This window comes from Peribacillus sp. NPDC097295, from assembly GCF_044761665.1.
Classification (GTDB): domain Bacteria; phylum Bacillota; class Bacilli; order Bacillales; family DSM-1321; genus Peribacillus.
Genome location: NZ_JBIWCW010000001.1, coordinates 482,722 through 504,025 on the forward strand (window position 1 = coordinate 482,722; position 21,304 = coordinate 504,025).

The 21,304-nt window shown below is 39.2% G+C and carries 21 protein-coding genes and 1 pseudogene; 10 read left to right on the forward strand and 12 right to left on the reverse strand.

All coding sequences use genetic code 11. From position 1 onward, the window contains the following. Window positions 1-98: 98 nt before the first annotated feature. Window positions 99-1,094, reverse strand: coding sequence for a VanZ family protein (locus ACIQXN_RS02440; RefSeq protein WP_402961386.1), 996 nt, complete (start codon window positions 1,092-1,094; stop codon window positions 99-101). Window positions 1,095-1,451: 357 nt separating this feature from the next. Here ACIQXN_RS02440 and ACIQXN_RS02445 point away from each other — a divergent pair. The 3 genes and pseudogenes from ACIQXN_RS02445 to ACIQXN_RS02455 all read left to right on the forward strand — a co-directional run. Further along, window positions 1,452-1,734: pseudogene (locus ACIQXN_RS02445) on the forward strand (amidase); the annotation flags it as partial. A gap of 92 nt (window positions 1,735-1,826) precedes the next feature. After that, entirely contained in the window at window positions 1,827-2,624 is a 798-nt protein-coding gene (locus ACIQXN_RS02450; protein WP_402961388.1) for an HAD family hydrolase, read from the forward strand. Window positions 2,625-2,689: 65 nt separating this feature from the next. Then, window positions 2,690-3,073 (forward strand): VOC family protein, encoded by a 384-nt coding sequence (locus ACIQXN_RS02455; protein ID WP_402961390.1) that lies wholly within the window; start codon window positions 2,690-2,692, stop codon window positions 3,071-3,073. Window positions 3,074-3,363: 290 nt separating this feature from the next. Here the strand turns inward: ACIQXN_RS02455 and ACIQXN_RS02460 are convergent, their stop codons facing one another. The 6 genes from ACIQXN_RS02460 to ACIQXN_RS02485 all read right to left on the reverse strand — a co-directional run bounded on the left by ACIQXN_RS02460 (window position 3,364) and on the right by ACIQXN_RS02485 (window position 10,021). Next, entirely contained in the window at window positions 3,364-4,629 is a 1,266-nt protein-coding gene (locus ACIQXN_RS02460; RefSeq protein ID WP_402961392.1) for an MFS transporter, read from the reverse strand. Window positions 4,630-4,632: 3 nt separating this feature from the next. Next, window positions 4,633-5,241 carry a PadR family transcriptional regulator gene (locus ACIQXN_RS02465; protein ID WP_402961394.1) on the reverse strand — a complete coding sequence of 203 codons (609 nt, stop codon included), beginning with the start codon at window positions 5,239-5,241 and terminating at the stop codon, window positions 4,633-4,635. A 194-nt stretch (window positions 5,242-5,435) separates the two neighbouring features. Beyond that, window positions 5,436-6,248, reverse strand: a complete 813-nt coding sequence (gene blaOXA, locus ACIQXN_RS02470) for a class D beta-lactamase (RefSeq protein ID WP_402961396.1) — start codon at window positions 6,246-6,248, stop codon at window positions 5,436-5,438. A 39-nt stretch (window positions 6,249-6,287) separates the two neighbouring features. Beyond that, complete coding sequence (locus ACIQXN_RS02475) at window positions 6,288-6,773, reverse strand: tetratricopeptide repeat protein (protein ID WP_402961398.1); 486 nt, start codon at window positions 6,771-6,773, stop codon at window positions 6,288-6,290. A gap of 220 nt (window positions 6,774-6,993) precedes the next feature. Next, window positions 6,994-8,388: a DUF1565 domain-containing protein gene (locus ACIQXN_RS02480; RefSeq protein ID WP_402961400.1), complete on the reverse strand. Its 1,395-nt coding sequence runs from the start codon at window positions 8,386-8,388 to the stop codon at window positions 6,994-6,996. A 280-nt stretch (window positions 8,389-8,668) separates the two neighbouring features. Further along, window positions 8,669-10,021, reverse strand: a complete 1,353-nt coding sequence (locus ACIQXN_RS02485; protein WP_402961402.1) for an MATE family efflux transporter — start codon at window positions 10,019-10,021, stop codon at window positions 8,669-8,671. Window positions 10,022-10,159: 138 nt separating this feature from the next. Here ACIQXN_RS02485 and ACIQXN_RS02490 point away from each other — a divergent pair, with 138 nt between their 5' ends. Continuing rightward, on the forward strand, window positions 10,160-10,840 hold the full coding sequence (locus ACIQXN_RS02490) for a TetR/AcrR family transcriptional regulator (RefSeq protein WP_402961404.1): 681 nt from the start codon (window positions 10,160-10,162) through the stop codon (window positions 10,838-10,840). Between the two features lie 481 nt (window positions 10,841-11,321). Here ACIQXN_RS02490 and ACIQXN_RS02495 read toward each other — a convergent pair whose 3' ends face one another. After that, window positions 11,322-12,218, reverse strand: coding sequence for an AraC family transcriptional regulator (locus ACIQXN_RS02495; RefSeq protein ID WP_402961734.1), 897 nt, complete (start codon window positions 12,216-12,218; stop codon window positions 11,322-11,324). 159 nt (window positions 12,219-12,377) lie between these two features. Between ACIQXN_RS02495 and ACIQXN_RS02500 the strand changes: the two genes are divergently transcribed. Further along, window positions 12,378-12,641, forward strand: a complete 264-nt coding sequence (locus ACIQXN_RS02500) for an Atu4866 domain-containing protein (protein WP_402961406.1) — start codon at window positions 12,378-12,380, stop codon at window positions 12,639-12,641. Window positions 12,642-12,695: 54 nt separating this feature from the next. Then, on the forward strand, window positions 12,696-13,427 hold the full coding sequence (locus tag ACIQXN_RS02505; RefSeq protein WP_402961408.1) for an SDR family oxidoreductase: 732 nt from the start codon (window positions 12,696-12,698) through the stop codon (window positions 13,425-13,427). A 99-nt stretch (window positions 13,428-13,526) separates the two neighbouring features. On the opposite strand, the gene nagB is transcribed toward ACIQXN_RS02505, so the two are convergent. From nagB to ACIQXN_RS02525, 4 genes are all read right to left on the reverse strand, one after another. Next, window positions 13,527-14,264 (reverse strand): glucosamine-6-phosphate deaminase, encoded by a 738-nt coding sequence (nagB, locus tag ACIQXN_RS02510; protein WP_402961410.1) that lies wholly within the window; start codon window positions 14,262-14,264, stop codon window positions 13,527-13,529. Beyond that, window positions 14,251-15,447, reverse strand: coding sequence for an N-acetylglucosamine-6-phosphate deacetylase (nagA, locus tag ACIQXN_RS02515; protein WP_402961412.1), 1,197 nt, complete (start codon window positions 15,445-15,447; stop codon window positions 14,251-14,253). Before nagA ends, nagB begins: the two co-directional genes overlap by 14 nt. 180 nt (window positions 15,448-15,627) lie before the next feature. Beyond that, window positions 15,628-17,163: a sodium:solute symporter family protein gene (locus ACIQXN_RS02520; protein ID WP_402961414.1), complete on the reverse strand. Its 1,536-nt coding sequence runs from the start codon at window positions 17,161-17,163 to the stop codon at window positions 15,628-15,630. A 149-nt stretch (window positions 17,164-17,312) separates the two neighbouring features. Further along, entirely contained in the window at window positions 17,313-18,182 is an 870-nt protein-coding gene (locus ACIQXN_RS02525) for an N-acetylneuraminate lyase (RefSeq protein WP_402961416.1), read from the reverse strand. A gap of 173 nt (window positions 18,183-18,355) precedes the next feature. On the opposite strand from ACIQXN_RS02525, the gene ACIQXN_RS02530 reads away from it, so the two are divergent. The 4 genes from ACIQXN_RS02530 to ACIQXN_RS02545 are packed head-to-tail and all read left to right on the forward strand — an operon-like array spanning window position 18,356 to window position 21,283. Next, entirely contained in the window at window positions 18,356-19,057 is a 702-nt protein-coding gene (locus ACIQXN_RS02530; protein WP_402961418.1) for a FadR/GntR family transcriptional regulator, read from the forward strand. Beyond that, window positions 19,044-19,715, forward strand: a complete 672-nt coding sequence (locus ACIQXN_RS02535; RefSeq protein ID WP_402961420.1) for a FadR/GntR family transcriptional regulator — start codon at window positions 19,044-19,046, stop codon at window positions 19,713-19,715. The genes ACIQXN_RS02530 and ACIQXN_RS02535 overlap by 14 nt, the downstream gene beginning before the upstream one ends. Window positions 19,716-19,724: 9 nt before the next feature. Next, window positions 19,725-20,609, forward strand: coding sequence for an ROK family protein (locus tag ACIQXN_RS02540; RefSeq protein WP_402961422.1), 885 nt, complete (start codon window positions 19,725-19,727; stop codon window positions 20,607-20,609). Continuing rightward, entirely contained in the window at window positions 20,603-21,283 is a 681-nt protein-coding gene (locus ACIQXN_RS02545; protein WP_402961424.1) for an N-acetylmannosamine-6-phosphate 2-epimerase, read from the forward strand. Before ACIQXN_RS02540 ends, ACIQXN_RS02545 begins: the two co-directional genes overlap by 7 nt. Window positions 21,284-21,304 lie beyond the last annotated feature (21 nt).

The following is a 21,304-nucleotide window of genomic DNA, read 5'->3' on the forward strand; positions in this document are numbered from 1 at the left end:
CGTCCCTCCAAAAATCTATTTACCTATAGTATACAGCAAATATTAGAAAAGAGCGCCAATCTCTTGGGTAACACACCTGCGGACATACTTTTAACATCTTACATATTTCCGTTTGAAATTTTATCTCTTATTTTGTTTAAAATTTTTTGCCCTGTGTTTGCCTCTGTAAGAGTAATATCCCAAATCACAGCATTTGTAATGGGATTGGGGTTTTTGTTAGTTATTTTTATGGTAAGATCATGTATGCCATCTAAAGGGATTTGAAAATCCTCCACACCTGTAAATGATAACCCTAATGAATAAATGACTGTTCCTCCACTGATGAATTCTATGTCACTACCTTCTGTGCTTGCAGCGTTAATTACATCGTCCGGTATGGCGACATATCCAGTTATGTTTTTATATTTGCCATCTAAGTGATACGTGAATGTATTGTTTTTCGTATTATTTCTACTATACAGATTTATTTGAGGCGTAACCTCTTTTCGATTTACGGTAAAGCTGGACAAGCTTTCATCCCACTGTACAGACCCATCTTTTAAGATCAGTTCATTCAGAGATACAGTTTCCCCTTCTCCTTCTTCTAAATAATTATTAATACCGCCAATTATTATAATAGTGCCAAGTGCAAGAACAATAGCCATTAATAATATTCGGACCATTCCTCTTGGTTTATCTCGGTCAATGGTGACGATTCGCTGTGCCGCAAATCCTACCGAAGCACCTAATGAATTAATGATGATATCGTCTATATCAAAAATTCCCCAACCAGAAAACATTTGTAGGGTTTCAAGTATTGTTATAGATAAAATAAAAAAGGTTATAAAGCGTCTAAAACTACATCGAAACAGGAGTGGAATGATAATCCCGAAAGGTATGAACGCTCCAAAATTCCCGAACTGAAAAAACCAATTTTGAAAGTCTCTTCCCATTGGATAACGCAGTTGAATTCCTCCAGGTATTACGTTAAATCGTAAGCTAGAGTCTTGCCCTAGAGAACCTCTATTAAAACCAAGATACAAGAAATATAAGATCAAAGCTGTATATAATGTTAACAACACAATCGTTGTTTTTCGTAACTTTCCTTGATACATAATGATAACCCTTTCTTTTCTTAAGAATAAGTCTCGTTTACTATTTGCTAACCAACGACTTCTCCCTCAGGAAAACTCGAATCTTTAGAGGAACTTCAAATCCTCCTAACGCCACCATGACTAAAAGCAAATTTAAACTCAATAACCTTTATTGCTCTCACATTTTCCAATTATACCATTAATAAACATCTCCACTTGATAAAGTTATTTCATTAAAGGGCCAAATTGTGGAGTAACTTTAGGTAAGTAATGCATATACCCTTATATCACATAGTAAACAGGATTTCTTAACACAAATATTGAATATATAACTAGAATTTTTAAAAAATAAAGACTGGTTAACTAGAATGGGGATAATATTTAAACCCAAAAGTAGAAGACTTATAATTCTCTCAAGAACAAGGAATTGATTATGCATTGAACAAGTGCTATTGCCTTCCCTTCATATATGGGTCAACAATTAGTGCTAAAGCTGGATATCCATCCATAGCTGTACCAGCTGGGTATATGGAAAAGTGGAAGACCTTTTGGTATAACTTTTGCAGGTACTGCTTTTAGTGAAGGAATCTTAATAAAACTTGCTTTTGCTTTTGAACAGGCAACCAAGCTCCGGAAAGCCCCGAAGTTCTATAAAAAGTAAAAATTTCTTATTCAACAATCGAGCTCTTTAATGGAATAAGAATCACAGAAATGATCAAACCTTTTTATAAAAGTAACACTGGAGGGAGACTAATGATTAAATTAGTGTTAACGGATATGGACGGTACATTCTTAAATAACAGTGGGGACTTTAACAGAGAGCTATATCAGAGTGTAAAGAAGATAATGAAAGATAAAGGCGTTGTATGTGCACCTGTCACTGGAAAGCAATGTGAACGTGTAGAAGAATTATTCGGTGAGGATGCTGATGATTTATGGATATTAGGAGATAGTGCAACTAGGATTAAACACAACAAAGAGTTTATTTACGAATCTCTCCTAAGTAATAATCTAGGCTTGGAAATTATTCAATTCCTTGAAAAAATCAGCCCAGAACACACCATCATTGCTTGTACAAAAGACGGTGCAGTCATAAAAGATAATCTGTCGAGCGAAGAAGCTAATATTGTAAGAAGGTCTTATGCAAAAGTAAAGCAAGTTTCCACTTTTGATGAAATGACAGAAGATTTTATCAAAATTACAGTTCACGACCCCATGCTGAGATGCATCGAAACAAGAGAAAAATTAGCACCCTTTTTTCAATCAGCTTATATTGTTGCTTCGGAAATGGCTTGGATTGATATAACGAATGCGAATGTACATAAAGGGACGACCGTTAAACATTTACAAAGTTTATTGAATATTACTCCTGAAGAAACGATGGTATTTGGAGATTCATATAATGATATAGAACTTATGGCTTGTGGTATCTATAACTTTGCTGTCCGAAATGCAGTCAAAGAGGTAAAAGATGCAGCAAATTATATTACACGTTCCAATGAGGAAGATGGCGTATCGAATACAATTATTCATCTTTTATCTTTGCAATAAAGGTTAAAAGTAGGAATAATGTTCGTGTGATTATATTTTAATACAAGAATGCGAGGGGAATAAGAATGAAAATAGAACATATTGCCATGTACGTAAATGACTTAGAAGCTACAAAAGATTTCTTTGTCAAATTTTTCGGTGCTTCATCTAATGCCAAATATCATAATCACAAAACGGGTTTAGAAACGTATTTCTTATCCTTCGAAGATCGTACAAGACTTGAGATCATGACGCGTCCTGATCTGGTTTCTTCCGAAAAATCCCTAATGGCAACTGGATACATACATCTAGCATTTAGCGTAGGAAGTAAAGAAAGAGTAGACGCATTGACAAGTCAATTGGAACAAGAAGGATATAGGATTTTAAGTGGTCCGCGTACAACAGGTGATGGTTATTATGAAAGTTGTATATTGGGACCTGAAGGTAATCAAATAGAAATAACTGTATAAATAACTTTTTTCAAATTTATCTTTTTTTCTCGTCTTCCGTTCACGTGATGATTGCACAAAATTCCGAATAAAACTACTATTTTCCCCTTTAGAAGAGCCAATATATTTAGAACAATCATAGAGGAGACACATTAAAAGGATGGCTTTGTCATTTTCATTTAAACTATGTGCCAATTCTCCAATGTGTCTTATGAATCTTTCAAATGAGGTGAAACTGCTTCCTTCCTTAGTTTCAATATGTTCCTTAACCTCAACCTGCAATCGTGTGTATTAGCACCATCATAAAATCTTTAAGCTTGGTATTGTTTTTCTGGAATTTCTTTATGAACGTTAATTCTTCTCACGATAAAGATGAGGACAATAGCACCCAATAAACATGTTGCTCCTCCTGCTCCTATCAAGACGAAAGAAACTCCAAGCCACTTGGCAAGAAGTGATCCCAGTGCAGGTGCAATAAGCATAGAGAAGTTTTGTAATGATGTGGCAGCAGCAGATACTCTTCCCATCATCTGCTTGGGTGTCTCGGATTGTAAGACAAATCCATAGGGGACTGACTCACCGGAGCCCAAGAAACCAAGGAAAAATGCGCTAATCATCCAGGCTAATGCAGGTAGAGTTATAATTTCCATACCCCCAAGTCCCATTACAATAATTAGTGAACCACTAAACAGTAAGGCACTTGACATAAAATGAATAGGTTTTCTTTTCCAACGGGTCCAGTTACCCATTAAAACCGATCCTGCCAAGCTTCCCAGTCCTACAGCACTAATCAGTAATCCAAAATCCCCTTCCCTAAATCCAAGGTTTTGAGCAATAAACACAAATAAACCATCGTAAAGGAAAATGATAAAAAAGGCGACAGATGCTAGAATAACTGAGCTTTTTAATAATGGGGTAAACACAATGTGCTTAATACCATCCGATAGCTCTTTCCAATATTTTTCATTATTCCTATGTTTCTTATCAGTATTCATTTCTTTTTCATCCATGTTAGGAAGAGAAATTAAAATTAATATAGAGATTAAAAAACCTGCAGTTTCAAATAAAAATGGACTTTTTGCTCCAAATATAGCTATTACACTTCCTCCAAATGCAGGACCAATAATTTTCATCGTATTAACCGAAAGTTGGCTAAGTGTTACCGCCTCTGGAAGGTGGTTATCAGGGACTGTAAACCTAAGCATACTTTGTCTCGCTGGGTCGTAAATTGCTGCGACTGTTCCCTTCAAAAACACAAATAATAATAAGATATAGAGGTTAGGAGCAAGGAACAGCCCTCCTACAAATATAATTTTTAAAAATAAACAAATGATCATAATTTGCTTTTTTGGAAGTCGATCCACGAATACACTTGCAAATGGACCTATGATGACCCAAGGTAACCCTAATACAATAATCACTGAGGCAATGGCTGTTTCATCTAACCCCCAGTGATAAGCAACAATAACTTGCAAAGCGATAAAATCTAGCCAATTACCCAAATCAGAAAATAGTTGAGCGCCAAATAATGAACGATATGGACGGAACTTTAAAGGCACAAATATTCCAGCTTTCATGGATTAGTTCTCCTTTTCTCCTTGAATTGCCTCTCTTCGTCTCGCTAGCAATCTTTCTGTATTCCCATTTGGATCCTGGCCTTTTGGAAGTTGATTATTTTCTAATGCATTAATAGACTCTTCAATCCACATTAACTCAGCTTCCATTCGTAATTCGCCATAACGTATGGCTAGCATACCTACATTACTGATATAAGAACTTCCGTTTACTGGCCAGACTTTTACAAATTCTAATAACTCTTTGGTTGTCTCTTTTCTCTTTAATAGATGACTGATTAATACTGAGCTATCCATATCTTCATGCCAAGTGGACATCTTCATTAATAATTCGTCTCTAATAATTGGATAGGCAGGAGGAAGTAAAAGCCAGTTTTCAAATTCCTCCCACCCTTTTGGGGTAAGTTCATAAAGTTTCTTTTTACGTCCCTCTCCCTCTTGTTCAGTAGGATAAATAAGACCTTCTTCTTCAAGCTTCTTTAATTTCGGATAAATACTCCCATAGCTCATACCCCAGTATAAGCCGGCAGCTTTATGCTCAAACTCAGCTTTAATATCGTATCCTGTACTGGGCCAAAAGCTTAAAATTGCAAGAATAGAACTTTCATTTGACAATGTAAGAATCCCCCTTATATATCAACTTGATATATCAACATGATACGTTTTGTAACAAATAAAAACAACCATAAAATTCATTTTATTACATATTTTGTAATAGTTTTAAAAAGCTCACTATATCTCAGTAAATATGGATAAAAAAAAGAGGATACATGTCATAATTTCAACATCTTATCCCCTTATTCGTGGTTTCATTCCTCGATTATTAATTTATACTTCTTTAAAATGTTCATGGTGATGGCTTTAGCGTCCGTGCTGGTTCCAGCGATATTCGTAGCAAAACTATATGAACCATTATCTGTTTCAATGAAACCGACATACCAGCCAATGCCTGACCCTTGCCCTGTTTTTCCGTAAAGGGTGAAGGTATCCCCTTCTTGTTGAATCATCATCCGTTTTACGGTATTCATGACATTCTTATCAAAAGGAAGGTTCTCTTCATACAATGTTTCCATAAAGTCCACTTGCTCCATTGGGGAGATCTCAAGGGAACTGCTTAACCAAAACTGATCAATGCCTCCACTAATATCTTGGTTGCCATATGAAATGTTTTGAATCCATTCCTCCATTCGCTCTTCTCCAATGTCACGTGCCATCGCTTGATAATACCAAACGACGGAGTTTCTCATCGCAGACCCAAGCGTATGATCTCGGTTCCAGGCCTCGATTTCCCGCTCAACGCCATCCCAATATTTAATGTCGTACTCATCTTCTACTGCGCCTACCTGTAATCCAATCAATGAATTGGGCACTTTAAAAGTCGATTGAGGTGCAAACCGTTGATACGCGCGTTGCTGATTATAGACGAATGTTTTTCCCTTTTTCAACTCACGTAATATGAAGGTTCCATCACGGTTCGTAAAGAATTCATCGACTTCGAGCTTTTTAAGATTCTGGTTCCCCTTGGCAGCATCCGCTTCATTTGGTAGTTGGACACTTGTAATGAATAAAACCGCTACACCAATGACCGCTAAAAAAAGCGCCAAACTCTTTCGTTTTCTCATATTCGTTTCCTCCTATTAAAATTGTTTAAGTACAACTAATCACCATATTTCATCTAATTTATCAGAATAAAAATGAATGGCCTTTTTATAATCCAATATTTCCGTGTCTGTGGTGGTTTCTATCAAGCATTTCAATAAAATCTCCATGGCTTTGTTATGCTCACCTAGATTATACAAGGTCATTGAATGAAACACCTGAATGGCCCGATTGGTAGGAAATAACTCGATTCCCTTTTCGAACGTACGATTCGATTTTTCATATTCTCCTAGTGTTCGATACGTACTTCCAAGCCCCAATATGGCCCCTTCTAAATCCTTACCCGACAAGCCTAGCTCAATAGCCCGTTCATAGTAGGGTATGGCTTTTAATTCTTCTCCCAAAACATCAAAACTCCATGCACATTGGTAGTTAATCACCGCATCATCAGGATATTCCTCTACCAATTTTAACAGGATGCAGTTTGATTCTATCAACTTGTCATTTTTTCGTAATTCAAGTGCTCTTTCAAGTTGTTCTTCATTCAATGTGAATGTCCCCTTTTTAATCTAGTAATAACAAATTAAAAATCCTTCCTGAAAGGGTGTATAAATCATGTAATTCAACCACGATTCGCGATAATTCAACCACAGACCGGAATAATTCAACCACGCATCGAATTAATTCGACCACGAACCAGATTAATTCAACCACGCCAGGTTCTCTCAACTTATGTTTAAACTAAAACGGCGCAGGATCATACCGATATTATTTAGATTCAATCTGAAAATCGCGTTTGCTTTCATTCATGAACTTTGGCTCCCGAAAAATACTGTTTTTATCTTGAAGACTTTTCTTTTTATAGGCAGAGAACCCTATGATCTCTTCCGTTTTCCATATCCAACGTGCTTCTTTCTCTCCCCTATTTAGATAATAGATGTTGTTATCTATTTTATTCCCTTCGTTTTGCTTGAAAGGGTTGCTGATAAGGAGATTGGAATGACCCGCGACCATGATGTTTTTTTCGATTCGATTATTTTTTGTATGCGATTGGAGCAAGATTTGTCCGCCATCTTGATATTTTGTATCATTTTTATATAGGACGTTGTCGGTGATTATACTATTTACCGTGCTGCCTCTTTTGCTGTCATACCCACCTATTGCAATGCCAGCACTTCTATTTTCATAAATCGAATTGTTTCGTATCGTGATAGAACTTGTCACTTTGCCCTTATGCTCACTAGCCGCTTCTATTCCAATATCGTTTTTATATACCCTATTCTTTTCAATAACGATATCTTTACCACCGTCGACATAGATTCCCCCAGCCGCATACTGGTTTCCATAGGCTGGATTTCCGTAACTGGATATATCATAAACCGTGTTGTTGCTGATGAGACCGTTTCTTGCCTGATCAAATTTTTCAACAGGAGACACGTCTTCAAACCCAATGATATCGATGCCGATATTGTCATTTCTCTTTACAATGTTATTGGTAACCTGGAATTTCGATACATTCCCATTCAGCACCAACGTTTCACTGGCACCCAGTTTCATCTCTTCTAGTTTATTGCCTGAAATGATGATGTCTTCAATAGCCTGAGGTGCTTTGGTGCCATAAACGGCAATCCCATGAGCATTCCCGTTTTTGTGATGTGTTTCAATATGATGTATATGATTGCGCAAAATACGGATGCCCTTTCCGCTCCCGCTCACGGAAATCCCAATTGGCACTACATCTTCTTGTTCGGTTTTGTAGTTTTTGATTTCTAATCCATCGATGGTGACAAAGCTTTGATTATGAATCGATACCAAGCCCTGGTTGTCCCACGAAACCTTAAGGCCCTTTCCATCGATGATTGCCTTTTCTTTTGGATAAGCCTTAATGATGATCGGGGCGTTTTCTTTTCCAGACTTTTGTATAACTACTTGTTCATTGTAGATTCCTTTTCTTACAAAGACAGTTGTACCGGGTTTCGCTAAAGTGACGGCTTTCTGTATGCTCCTTAAAGGCTCTTTCTTACTTCCCACATTTTCGTCATCCCCAACAGGAGACACATACAGATTATTTTTCGGAGCAGCCTGATTTGCCATTCCAAACAGGACAAGCCCTACACACAAGGCCAACAAAATAACCATCGAGGTTCTCATTTTTTTGTTCATAGACGTTCCCCCCTTTTGTTTATTTCGGTTCAGAACATAACTTTTTCAGTTTCCTCTTTTTAGTTCCCTAAAAAAAGAATCGCCGGAGCAACCCCTTCTCTCACAATAGATAGAATCTTCGAATAATACAAGCTACACCTTCACCTGCTCATCGCTCACTTACGTTCCAAGCTGAATAAATTCTCTCAAAAACACTTTTAAGGATTTCCATATTCATGTACATAAAAAAAGAAGGAAAACAGGGAATTCCCTTATCCTTCTTTAATGGGTGTTTATGTTTTTAATGTACTAAATCATCTAAATCCGGTTGCAATTTATTCCGCAGAATATACAGCATGAAGGCACCCACAAGAAATGTGATGGCATCAGCAATGACAATGGACCAGACCACCCCTTGGAAGCCGTTCATTTGATTGGCGATAAACAACACAGGAATCAGGGTAATCCCTTGAATAATTGACATAATGAACGCGGCAGTTCCTTGCGCTGTTGCTTGGAAAATCCCGGTAAACAATGAGGTCATTCCTGTAATGAATAAGGATAAAAACGTCACATGTAGAATGTAGCTACCCATTTCAATTAATTGCGGGTTATTTGTAAATAAGCCAATTAAGTGGTCAGAAATCAAATAGACGATGATGCCGAACAAGACTGCTAACGCCATAATCGCTTTGATTGTAAAACCAACGGTATTCTTCATGCGTAATTTATTCGCTGTAAATGAGAAGGCAATCAACGGCACGACACCCTCACATAAACCCATCAGAATAAACTCAGGAAATTGCAATAATCGTGATGATATTCCGAATGCCGCTACAGCCTGATCTCCATATTCAACAAGAAAATGGTTAAAAATGAGCGACATTGCACCCATAAAAACACTCATAATAAAGATGGGAATACCGATTTTTAATACATTACTCAGAATGTCCTTAGTAGCCTTGAACCATTTTACGGAGACGGTTAAGAATTGACTCTTATATCCCATATGGAAGGCGTAAAAGATACTTCCAACCGCGTTGGAAATGACCGTTGCAGTCGCAACGCCGATTACGTCCAAATGTAATACGAAGATGACAAACGAATCAAGAATAATATTTACAACAACACTGAGAATCATTCCGATCATCGACGTGATTGCTGCACCCTCGGAGCGTACGATGTTCTCCAGCGTGAAGAATAATACGAGGAATGGTGAACCAATAAGCATAATCGTGACATATTCCTTCGTGAAGCCGAAGGACTCAGGTGTTGCTCCCAGCCCATGAACGATTGAATCGATCAAAGGAAGTCCGACGGCCATCACGATAAGACCGAGAACTAAACTACTGTAAAAGGCGAATGAAGACACATGCTTTACATCATCATATTTTTTCTCACCAAGCAGGCGGGAGATGAATGTACCGCTACCCATGCCAATCAAGTTGCCTAACGCCATAATGATCGCAAATAACGGCAAGGTCAGTGCGAGTGCGGTTAACATGGCAGTATTGTGTAGTGTACCAAGAAAATAGGCATTCAAGATTGAATATATGACACTCATTGACGTGCCTATCATCATCGGTACAGCGAAGTGGGTTACAGCTTTTGCTACCGGTGCTTTTTCAAAGTAATAGAGGTTTTCTGCATCCATGTGGGTCACCACTTTCATCATTTATTATAGCCATAAGTCTAACAGTGTTAGTTTGCCCCTAACAGTATTAGATGCTATCATAAACCTATGAACCTGTAAAGTATAAACTTACACTGTTAGTTACAAGGAGGCATACCGATGAAAAAGCAGCATCCACAGATTTCGGAAGATAAAATCTTAGAGGCTTCATGGGAGCTTCTGGGGGAAGAGGGGATTGAGAAATTCAGCTTGAGACGATTAGCAACCAGGCTTGGTATTCAGGCGCCATCTCTGTACTGGTACTTCAAGAGCAAGCAGAATCTCTACCAGCGACTGGCCAACCATGTATCCAAAATCATCCTAGAGGAGTTTCACTCCGAGGGGGACTGGAAGGAGCAACTGACGACGCTTGCGGTAACGATACGGAGTGTGCTTAGCCGATATCCCTGCTCTGCGCAACTCATGATGATGACGTTGCCCCACGAACCGGACATTATCCGGTTTACCAACCGTATGCTGGTTTGTGTGGAATCGACCACGCTTGAGCAAGAGCAGAAAATCCAAGTCGTTACTACGCTTGTAAATTATGTTTATTACTTCGTTCTAGATGATTATCAGCATGAGCGCAATGTTTCTGCTGTTATAAAGGACCAGGATATGGAGCCGGGTGAGGAGTTGAATCGCCTTCTGAACTCCATGAGCGAGACTGATGCAGGACTGTTCCGGAGGATGTTCGAAAATGGGCTGTTCGACCTGATGGGGACCGATAGTTCGTTTGAGTTCGGTTTGAAACTGATTCTCTCAGGGATTGAGCAAGTGATAAAGGATCAGGAGAATTAAAATATAAAACAACGTTCAGTCGGTTATCGGATAGCCGGTTTCAATGATGTTTACCAGTTACCCTAATGGAGAAATAATGTGGATTCTTGACTGAATTTTTCACAAGGCAATATAAACGCCTTGGATATAATGGGGAATCTATTTTAAAATTATCATCTTATCAAAAGCTATTAACCGTACATAAAAAGTGGACAACTAAAAATCTGATCATCATGTAAATATTAAGAAACCCATCTAATCTTCTCATGTGAAGATAGCTGGGTTTCTTAAAGTTGAATGTGCAAAAAAGGCACTTAAAGTAAGCGCAAATTTTCGCCTAAAGTGACTTTCAAGTAAACTACCCTATGAACATAACTTCGTTAACATAGAACGAATCCACCTTACTTCCCTTCACTTATTATCTTTACCTGATCATTTTCTCCAATGATCCCACTTTCGGGACCCTTCTTAAATTCACATTACCTTTAAAATTAAACAACAATTAAGATTCACGCAGGCGTTTTATATCACTTTTAGGTGGCAGGCCGAACATGCGGGCATATTCACGACTAAATTGAGATGGACTCTCATACCCTACATGGAATCCAGCATCTGCAGCATCCGCTGACTTAGAAAACATGAGATGACGAGCCTCTTGCAACCTTAATTGTTTTTGATATTGTATGGGGCTTGATCCGGTAACTTGTTTAAAATGATGGTGCAAGGAAGAAGAACTCATGTTTACGGTCCCAGCTAGTTCTTCAATACGTAAAGGCTTGTCAAAGTCCTGCTTTATTAGATGAATCACTTGGGCAATTCGTTGTGCATGACTCCCAATCATGGCTATCTGTTTTACGGATCCCCCCTGTTCATCTTGTAAAATCCGGTAAAGGATTTCACGGATAACTAATGGTGCGAGCAAAGAAACATCGTCTGGTGTATCTAAAAGACGAACAAGCCTCAATACCGCATCAAGAAGGGATGCGTTCATTTTACTTACAAATAAACCTCTGTGGGTTTCTTCCTCTTTATCATTAGCTGCCTCAGATTCCATCAGAATGTCGAAGATTTGCTTTGGACTGAAATCCAATCGTAAGCACAAGTACGGAGACTCGATATCCGCCTGTATGATTTCTCCTGAAATGGGTAGATCAACAGACACGACGAGATAATGAGCAGGATCATATTGATAACGATCCTGTGCTAACATAACTAGTTTTTTTCCTTGAGCGACAATACATAGAGCTGGCTCATGAATGGAATGTATGGGTGCTGATTTATAAGAAGCGCGGATAAAATGCAATGATGAAATAGCAGTAGAGTGGACCCCATCCTCTTGACAATATCTTTCCATGTATCGAGCTAATTCATTTTGGTGCTCCAAGACTTGATTGTCCATCATAATAAGGCGACCTCCTTATCTATGTATTTTCTAAAATTTTCTATTTAGATAACCTGATTTTATGAAACCTTGGAGGATTAGGCAAGAATCTCTCAGGATTTTTCTACCAGATTTAGTGCTTATTATCGGATAATTATACAAAAGGAGGAGAAATATATGGCAAATCAAACAAGCAAAAATCAACCTTCCTATATCGGTATGTGGGTTACACAAGACGGCTACATCCGTCATGAACTACAGCCTAACAACCGGTATGATGAGGCTCGCGGCAACAGAAAAAGCGCTTATCAAGGCAGTTACAAAATCACAGGCAATCATATAGATTATGTCGATGATACTGGTTTTACTGCGGATGGTGATTTCCGAGAAGGCATTCTCTATCATGGAGGAATGGTTCTCTATAAAGAAGAAAAAAAGTAGATTACTTGGTTAAGTTCTTGGAGAAAATTCGTGAAAAAATAAAGGGGGAAAATCATGTCTAACATTGCAGAGAAAGTCGTGATCATTACAGGTGCAAGCAGTGGAATCGGAGAAGCTACATCACGTCTTCTTGCCGAAAGTGGTGCCCATGTCATTTTAGGTGCAAGAAGAACAGAAAGATTAGAGGTTATTACATCCGACATTCGTTCAGAAGGCGGTTCATCTGAATATAGGGCAGTAGACGTAACGAAAAGAGAGCAAGTTGAAGAGCTCGTCAACTATGCGAAAAATACTTTTGGAAAAGTGGATGTGATTGTCAACAACGCAGGTGTAATGCCCTTGTCCAAACTGGAAGCTCTGAAAACGGATGAATGGGACCGGATGATTGACGTGAATATTCGCGGCGTTCTTCATGGTATTGCAGCAGGGCTCCCGATTATGAAGAAACAAGGATTTGGTCAATTTATTAATATATCCTCAATTGGGGGACACGAAGTTACCCCTACTGCGGCTGTGTATTGCGCCACTAAATTTGCTGTCCGGGCTATATCTGAAGGCCTTCGTATGGAGGTGGGCAAGCATATTCGTGTCACGACGGTTTCACCGGGTGTAACTCAATCCGAACTAGCCGACAGTATTTCAGATGAAGAAGCCATTGAGTTTATGAAAGAATATAGGAAAACCGCTATTTCACCCGATTCCATTGCCCGTACCATCCTTTTTGCGATTGAACAACCTGAGGATGTTGCTGTAAATGAAATCATTGTAAGACCAACTGGTACTTGATTAAAATTCATATGATACCGAGTATAAAGGCATTAACCATTTTTCCCTTTCAAAATGGTTAATGCCTTTGCCTTGGTAAGACGGTCATTTATAAGATCCTTATCTAACTTGCTTGATTTCCATCAAAGCTTCCTGATCAGCAATAATCATCACATTATCATGTTGTTTTAAAATGGAGGCTGGGACTTGTTCATTTGTTGGTTCAGTTAGTAGCTTATATAAAATATGTGCCTTTTGCTTTCCGGAAACAAGAAGCACGATTTGTTTACTCTTCATAATGGTCGAAATCCCCATCGTCACAGCATGTGTGGGTACGTCGAAAGGGTTATCAAAGTAACAGGCATTCTTTTCCCGCGTTGAGGCTGTTAATTCCACTACATTCGTCGTGGACGCAAAAGAAGTACCTGGCTCATTGAAACCAATATGCCCATTGACCCCAATCCCCAAGAGTTGAAGGTCTACCCCACCAAGCTTTTCAATAAGCTCCTCATATTTTTGACATTCTGCTTGTAAGTCTGTTGCCATGGCATTTGGCAAATGAGTTTGTTGGCTTGGGATATCAATATGTTGAAAGAGATGTTCGTTCATATAGGTATGATAACTAGTTGGATTTTCTTTTTCGACTCCGACATATTCATCCAGATTCACTGTATGAACATGCTGATAGGAGGTTCGATGTTCTTGATAATCTTTCACCAAGTGTTGATACGTCCCTACCGGCGTTCCTCCAGTAGCGAGACCTAACACAACAGAATGTGTCTGTTTTACTTTGGCCAGAATAAGTTGTGCCGCTTTCTCGCTCATTTCATCGTAGTTTTTCGCTTCAATGATTTCCATACTCAACCTCCATTCTGCTAAATGCAATCTGTCCTCTACAGATGGTCATGACCACTTCATTTCCTTCGTTTAAGATGACTAAATCCGCATCTTTCCCTACTTTAATGCTTCCTTTTTTATCATCAAGATGAAGCTGTTTGGCTGGATTCAGGGATGCCATTTCAACTGCTTCTTCAAGTGAACAACTTGCATAGTCTAATAGGTTCTTAAACGCCTGCCCCATCTTCAATATGCTTCCTGCCAGTGTTCCGTCGCTAAGTACCGCCTTACCATCTTTCACCGTTACTTCTTGGCCTCCTAAATCGTAGGTACCATTTTTCAAACACTTTGCCCGCATGGAATCTGTGATCAGAATCAATCCGGTCTGCGTTTTCTGTTTATAGGCAAGCTTGACGATTTCCGGGCGGACATGAATGCCATCTATGATCAATTCGGCTTTTAACTCATCCCGTAAAAGGGCAGCTCCCACAACTCCCGGTTCACGGTGATGCAGCCCTCTCATCTGATTAAAAAGATGTGTAACTTGAGATGCACCATCCGCAATGGCTAGATCCACTTCATCGTAAGTGGCATCCGAATGTCCAATGGAAGCGACAATTCCATGTTCTTTTAGATATTTGATGAGTTCACTTCCTCCCGGCTGTTCCGGTGCAAGCGTCACGACTTTGACCGTATTCTTGGATAATACGTTCCATTTTTCGAAGATATGTGGATCTGGATTCATCATATATTGTTCGGGTTGTGCTCCTGCCATCTTCGGATTGACGAAAGGACCTTCCAGATGAACGCCAAGTATTTCGGCTAATCCTGGTGGCTGATGATCATGAATATACTGACCGGCATTGATTAACGCATTTTCGATGGCTTGAGGTGCCTGCGTCATGGTGGTAGCTAGAAAGCTTGTTGTTCCTTCTCTTGGAAGAGCCTTCGCCATAGTATGTAATGCATCCTGTGTGGCATCCATCGTATCGGCTCCGTCTACACCATGTATATGAATATCAATCATTCCCGGTATGACTTTATAACCTGGAAGGGAGGAAAAATCGATGACCTTACCTTCTTCATGTATGTCATTTAAGTCTTCCATTGGCCCAAAGGCCACGATTTTTTCATCATTAGTAAGTAAATATCCACGTTCGATGATCTTTTCTTCGCTATAAATTGTAATATTCTTAAGAATCATGAACATATTCCTTTCCCTATCTATGTATTTTCACTACCGAGGATAAAAACCCTTTATTGATTTCCATTATGACAAGTAATGCTAGCCTTATCCATACAATAACTTGCTTTTCTTGAAAAAGTATGGAAATAGCCAATCATCTTAAATGACTGGCTCTCTCCTTTATATAATTCCGACACCTTATATTGCTTTAGACTTAGAGTGGGTAGACTGTACCTGAGGCTTTACATATTCTTCGTTCTTCGTATATATAGTCAGCCCTGTTGTATTCTTGTTGAACTTAGGGAATAGCAAACTTATAAAATACCCGAATCCAAAAGAAGTGAAGAATGAAACGATACTAACGATGAATGGAGTCAAATCCGTTTGTTGCACAAAATAAGACGTAACGGCACTTAATAGTAATCCGATCAATACTCCAGGTGTATTGGCCCGTTTTGTGAAGATCCCAAGAGCAAAGATGCCGGCAATCGGAACACCGAATAATCCCGTTATGGCCAAGAACAAGTTCCATGTCTCATCCTGATTGCTTGATATGAGGTATAAAGCAGCACCCATGCCTAGCACACCAGAAATAATAATGACAAGCCTAGCCAATAATACATCGCTTTTTTCATTTGATCCTAAGAATCTTTGTTTAAAGTCGACAGTTACACAAGCCGAAATACTATTCAAACTTGACGAGATGGTCGATTGGCAGGCTGCGAAGATTGCGGCGATCAGTAAACCCGCCACCCCTGCCGGTAAACTCGATACAATGAAATACGGCACAATGGCTGAAGTGTTGAATCCTTCTGGAAGGGCTTCAACATTCGTATAGTAACTATAAAGGACGGTACCGAATCCAAAAAAGACGGGTATCGTGATAAGAGCCAGGATTCCATTAGTCCATAAAGACTTATTGGTCTCTTTAATGGAACTAGTCGTTTGATAACGTTGAACAACGTCTTGACTGGCTGTATATTGATGTAGATTATTGAAGATGGATCCTAAGAAGATGATCGGGATGGCTGCCGTGACAGCACTGAATTTAAAACTGTCTGCCGTTACCAATTTTTTGTTTTGAATCGCATCATCGATTACGGTAGAAAGTCCGCCATCAATCGCACCAATTCCTAGAATGACAAGTAAAATGGCACCGCCTAAAAGGATGATTCCTTGAATGACGTCGCTCCAAATGACGCCTTCAATACCTCCTAGGAACGTATAAACTATACATAAACCTCCAACTGCAAGAGCGATGATGAAAGGATTTATATCGGAAACGAGTGTAATCGCAAGAGTTGGCAAGTAGATGACAATGGCAGTACGGCCAATGTGGAATAGTGTAAATAGTAAACTTCCTATAACACGAAGGGACACACCAAAACGTTCTTCCAAATACTCGTAAGCCGTCGTTACATTTAGCTTTCTGAAGAAAGGAATATAAAAATAGATCAAGACTGGTATAATGGCTAAAATTGATAGATTACCTGCTGCATAGGTCCAATTAGATAAAAATGCTTGTTCAGGCGTCGACATGTACGTAATCGCGCTTAACGTTGTAGCATAGATACTGAAACCAGCTGCCCAAGCGGGAATTTTACCGCCTGCGGTAAAAAATGCATCTGTATTTTTGCTAGATTTCTTTGTAAAATAAAGTCCCACTGCTAGCATTGCTAGTAGATAGACCACCATTACCGCCCAGTTAGCCATGCCAAAACTAATCTTTTCCATATATACACCCCTCATCATAAAATCTAATCAAAAGCGCTTTCTTAAAGATACTAAAGGTGACTGTACCCCACATCTCGGGGCACAGCCTTTTCTTCACAGAAAATTCAGATAGTTAATCGTGCAATTCATTCAGATACGTATGATCTATCTTATAAATTAAACTCTTTTACGAGTTGTTCCACTTCTTCCCTTTTGCTTGCATCAAATGATGACATTGGTTTTTTAACAGTGCCAGCTTGTATGCCTTTTACATTCAATACTTCTTTCAATGTTTGATATAATCCGAGATTCAGCACTTTTTCAATCAGGTCATTCGTAACATGCTGGATTTCATAAGCCTCTGCTACTTTGCCTGCTTGAGCCAATTCTAGAATTTGTCTCGACCGTTGGCCATTGATGTTATATGTACTACCTATCGCCCCATCCACTCCGGAAATCGCTCCATAAATCAGCATTTCATCGAATCCGGAATATATCAATTTATCTGGGAATCTCTTACGAAGTCGTTCCAATAGATAGAAGTCCCCATCTGTATATTTAACGCCGATGATTTTCTCATTTTGGAAGAGTTCCTCGAATTGATCCATGTTCATGGATACACCCGTTAGGAATGGTATCGCATAAATGATCATATTATTGCCCGTATTATCAATGATTGTTTCATAGTAATGCTTGATCTCTTCAAAATTGAACTTATAGTAAAATGGCGTGACGGCAGATAGACTATCATAGCCAAGCTCTGTCGCATACTGCCCAAGTTCAACGGCTTCATCGAGGTTGATTGACCCTACCTGGGCAATGAGCTTCACTTGACCTTTGTTTTCATCACTGACAATTTCGAATATTCGCTTTTTTTGATCGGTAGATAGCATGAAGTTTTCACCTGAGCTACCGTTGACGTATAACCCGTCCACTTTTTGAACATCAATATTTTGTCTAACAATCTCACGTAACCCTTGCTCGATGATCTTTCCATTTTCGTCAAATGGGATGAGTAACGCTGAAAATAACCCCTTCATATCTTAACCCCCTACTATGATTTGAAAAATTCAGATAATAAAGATATAATATTGTCAGACCAATTTAATTTACAAACTCATCATAAAATCCTTTCTTAAAAATGTCAACAAAATTTAGTAATGTCTTTCCTTCATTCCCTCAATATGGTAGACATAGATAAAGGAGTGGTTACGTGGCAATACATAAGACCTCACTGGTCACAATCGCGATGGAAAGAATCAAGAACCATATCGTAGAAAATAAGTTGAAGCCGAATGATAAGTTTCTCACTGAAAAGGAACTTGTCGAACAGTTGCAAGTGAGCCGGACGGTTGTAAGAGAGGCATTAATCTCCCTCCAAACGGTTGGGATCTTGACTATAAAGCCAGGAGGCGGAGTTTACATCGCTGAACCTACATTTGATTCCATCCATACGATAGTTAAACATTATTACGACACGTATGGCGTGAAAATGAAAGAGTTAATGGAAATCCGGGAAGTCATCGAGTTGGGGGCCTTGAGATTAATCATAGAGAAACAAGTCGACGTGGATACTGGTCACCTCCACGCCCTCAATGAATCCTATCATGAAGCGATCTTGAAAAAGCAAGACACGAAAAACTCCGACCGCTTATTTCATCAAGCCATCATTAAAGCAACGAATAATGAGACCTATTTTAAGTTTAGCGAAGTAATCAGTGAGTATTTCGCACTTGCTATAATCGATTTCTTGGAAAAAGAGGATACACTTATCGATTCATATAAACAGCATGAACAAATCATTGACGGAATTATCCAGAAAGATTTGCCACAAGCACAACGGGTATTGAAGGAACATTTCCAACCCATTTTTCGTTTTATCAATACTTTGGAGGAAACAAATGGAACCCATTAATACGGCTGAAAAAAAGCCACTAAAGAAAACGGTCATCCAGGAAATTAAACATTATATTATTTCGCAAAACTTAAAAGCAGGCGATCAACTCCCTACTGAGCGCAAGTTCACGGAAATGTTCGGCGTAAGCCGGTCTGTAGTCAGAGAAGCATTGAGTTATCTGGAAAATACGGATGTCATTCGCATCAGGCAAGGTCAGGGTGCGTTTTTAAATGAATCCAACATCGAAAACCTTTTAGATAATTTCTTCTTTTTATGGCAAATAAATAGCGGGAATATCCGTGATATCCTCGGTTTGAGAGCTATATTTGAATCAAGTGCCATCGATGAAATCATCAAGCATCACAAAATGGACGACTTGACACGTTTAAAGGAAATGGTTGAAGAAAGTAAAAACGCCACAACCCAAGATGAATTTAAAGAAGCTGATGCCTTATTTCACAAACAGCTTCTGCAAGCAACCAATAATGACTTATTCATTCAAATGACAAACATGATCACCAGTTATTTCTTCCAAATTCAACATCACAATATAACACTCGAAGAATATCAATTGTTAATCAATGAACATAGAAACATTGTCGAAGCACTCCTTAACGGGAACGGTGAGCAAGCCAAAACACTACTCATTAACCATATTAGACAAACGAAAGTGTAGGGTGATAAAATGGCTGATTATTTATCGATTGATATCGGCGGTACTTTTATTAAATATGCCCTCTTGAATGATCAGAAACAGTTGCATGGGCACCAAAAGATAGCCACGAAAGAAAATGATGATCACGCCATCCTTAAACAAGTGGAATCCATCATTTCCTCTGTTTCCGAACATACGGACATTAGCGGCGTAGGCATTAGTACAGCTGGGATCGTCGACCGAGAAAAAGGGGAAATCATCTATGCTGGTCCAACGATAAAAAACTATAAAGGCACCGCCTTTAAAGCTCATTTATCTCGACTATTCCATTTACCCGTTTCTGTCGAAAACGATGTGAATGCAGCTTTGATCGGTGAGCTTTGGCAAGGTGCTGCCCAAAACGAAAACGATGTCTTTTGCATCACGTTAGGAACAGGGATCGGCGGGGCCTATTATCATAATAAGATCATCGACGGGGCACATCATCTAGCACACTCCGTCGGTTATCTTTTATATAATCCGAATACACAAACCAACTATGAATCGAGGGCATCCACTTCTGCTTTAAATAGAATGATAGAAGGAGAACTCGGTGAAGGTATTTCAACAAAGAAAGTCTTTGAGAAAGCGAAGCTCGGTGAAGATCAATCTCTTGCCATTATTGAAGCTTGGAGTAAGGAAGTGGCCAAAGGATTGGCGCAAATCATCCTTATGGTGGACCCCACCTGTATCCTAATAGGCGGAGGAATCTCTCGCCAAGGTACCTATTTACTAGACCATATCCAGAAACAGCTGCCCATTTTTCTACCTAATGGGTTTGTAAAGACAGAATTGAAAATCGCTCAATTATATAATGACGCCTCCCTATACGGGGCGGTCTATCCATTTTTTCAAGGGGGAAACAGTTCATGTTAAATGAAGTTAAAGGTGGTTTAATCGTATCCTGTCAGGCCTTACCAAATGAGCCTCTACATAGTCCTTTCATCATGTCCAAAATGGCATTGGCCGCTAAACAAGGCGGTGCTAAAGGAATACGCGCAAACTCCAATGTAGATATTTTGGCGATAAAAAAAGAAGTGGATTTGCCTGTAATCGGTATCGTTAAACGGGATTATGACAATAGCTCCGTGTTTATAACCGCCACTTTTGCGGAAATCGATGAGTTGCTAGAAAGCGGCTGTGAAATGATCGCCATGGATGCCACAAATCGAGTCCGACCAGAAAACATTCCTCTACGTGACTTAGTGAAATACGCTAGAGAAAAAAATCCTTCCATTCAACTCATGGCAGATATAGCTACTTTAGAGGACGCCATCCAATCTGAAAAATTGGGATTTGATTGTATTTCCACTACATTATATGGCTACACGGAAGAAACGTCTGGAAGAAAACTCTATGACGATGATTTTGAATTTTTAAAGCAGGTCCTCCAGCATGTGAACATCCCGGTCATTGCGGAAGGAAATGTCATGACACCCGACATGTATAAAAGATGCATGGATCTAGGTGCTCATTCGAGCGTCGTCGGCGGGGCGATCACACGGCCAAAGGACATTACGCAACTTTTCGTCAATCAATTAGAAGCCTGACTTTTGATGTACTCGCACATT

What these genes read in the sequence shown, in the direction of transcription:
- ACIQXN_RS02480 (WP_402961400.1), bottom strand. Translation starts at nt 8,388, where the DNA reads ATGAACAAAAAAATGAGAACCTCGATGGTTATTTTGTTGGCCTTGTGT.
- ACIQXN_RS02490 (WP_402961404.1), top strand. Translation starts at nt 10,160, where the DNA reads ATGAAAAAGCAGCATCCACAGATTTCGGAAGATAAAATCTTAGAGGCT.
- ACIQXN_RS02545 (WP_402961424.1), top strand. Translation starts at nt 20,603, where the DNA reads ATGTTAAATGAAGTTAAAGGTGGTTTAATCGTATCCTGTCAGGCCTTA.
- ACIQXN_RS02540 (WP_402961422.1), top strand. Translation starts at nt 19,725, where the DNA reads ATGGCTGATTATTTATCGATTGATATCGGCGGTACTTTTATTAAATAT.
- nagB (WP_402961410.1), bottom strand. Translation starts at nt 14,264, where the DNA reads ATGGAAATCATTGAAGCGAAAAACTACGATGAAATGAGCGAGAAAGCG.
- ACIQXN_RS02460 (WP_402961392.1), bottom strand. Translation starts at nt 4,629, where the DNA reads ATGAAAGCTGGAATATTTGTGCCTTTAAAGTTCCGTCCATATCGTTCA.
- ACIQXN_RS02520 (WP_402961414.1), bottom strand. Translation starts at nt 17,163, where the DNA reads ATGGAAAAGATTAGTTTTGGCATGGCTAACTGGGCGGTAATGGTGGTC.
- nagA (WP_402961412.1), bottom strand. Translation starts at nt 15,447, where the DNA reads ATGATTCTTAAGAATATTACAATTTATAGCGAAGAAAAGATCATCGAA.
- ACIQXN_RS02495 (WP_402961734.1), bottom strand. Translation starts at nt 12,218, where the DNA reads ATGGACAATCAAGTCTTGGAGCACCAAAATGAATTAGCTCGATACATG.
- ACIQXN_RS02485 (WP_402961402.1), bottom strand. Translation starts at nt 10,021, where the DNA reads ATGGATGCAGAAAACCTCTATTACTTTGAAAAAGCACCGGTAGCAAAA.
- ACIQXN_RS02500 (WP_402961406.1), top strand. Translation starts at nt 12,378, where the DNA reads ATGGCAAATCAAACAAGCAAAAATCAACCTTCCTATATCGGTATGTGG.
- blaOXA (WP_402961396.1), bottom strand. Translation starts at nt 6,248, where the DNA reads ATGAGAAAACGAAAGAGTTTGGCGCTTTTTTTAGCGGTCATTGGTGTA.
- ACIQXN_RS02440 (WP_402961386.1), bottom strand. Translation starts at nt 1,094, where the DNA reads ATGTATCAAGGAAAGTTACGAAAAACAACGATTGTGTTGTTAACATTA.
- ACIQXN_RS02450 (WP_402961388.1), top strand. Translation starts at nt 1,827, where the DNA reads ATGATTAAATTAGTGTTAACGGATATGGACGGTACATTCTTAAATAAC.
- ACIQXN_RS02505 (WP_402961408.1), top strand. Translation starts at nt 12,696, where the DNA reads ATGTCTAACATTGCAGAGAAAGTCGTGATCATTACAGGTGCAAGCAGT.
- ACIQXN_RS02535 (WP_402961420.1), top strand. Translation starts at nt 19,044, where the DNA reads ATGGAACCCATTAATACGGCTGAAAAAAAGCCACTAAAGAAAACGGTC.
- ACIQXN_RS02525 (WP_402961416.1), bottom strand. Translation starts at nt 18,182, where the DNA reads ATGAAGGGGTTATTTTCAGCGTTACTCATCCCATTTGACGAAAATGGA.
- ACIQXN_RS02455 (WP_402961390.1), top strand. Translation starts at nt 2,690, where the DNA reads ATGAAAATAGAACATATTGCCATGTACGTAAATGACTTAGAAGCTACA.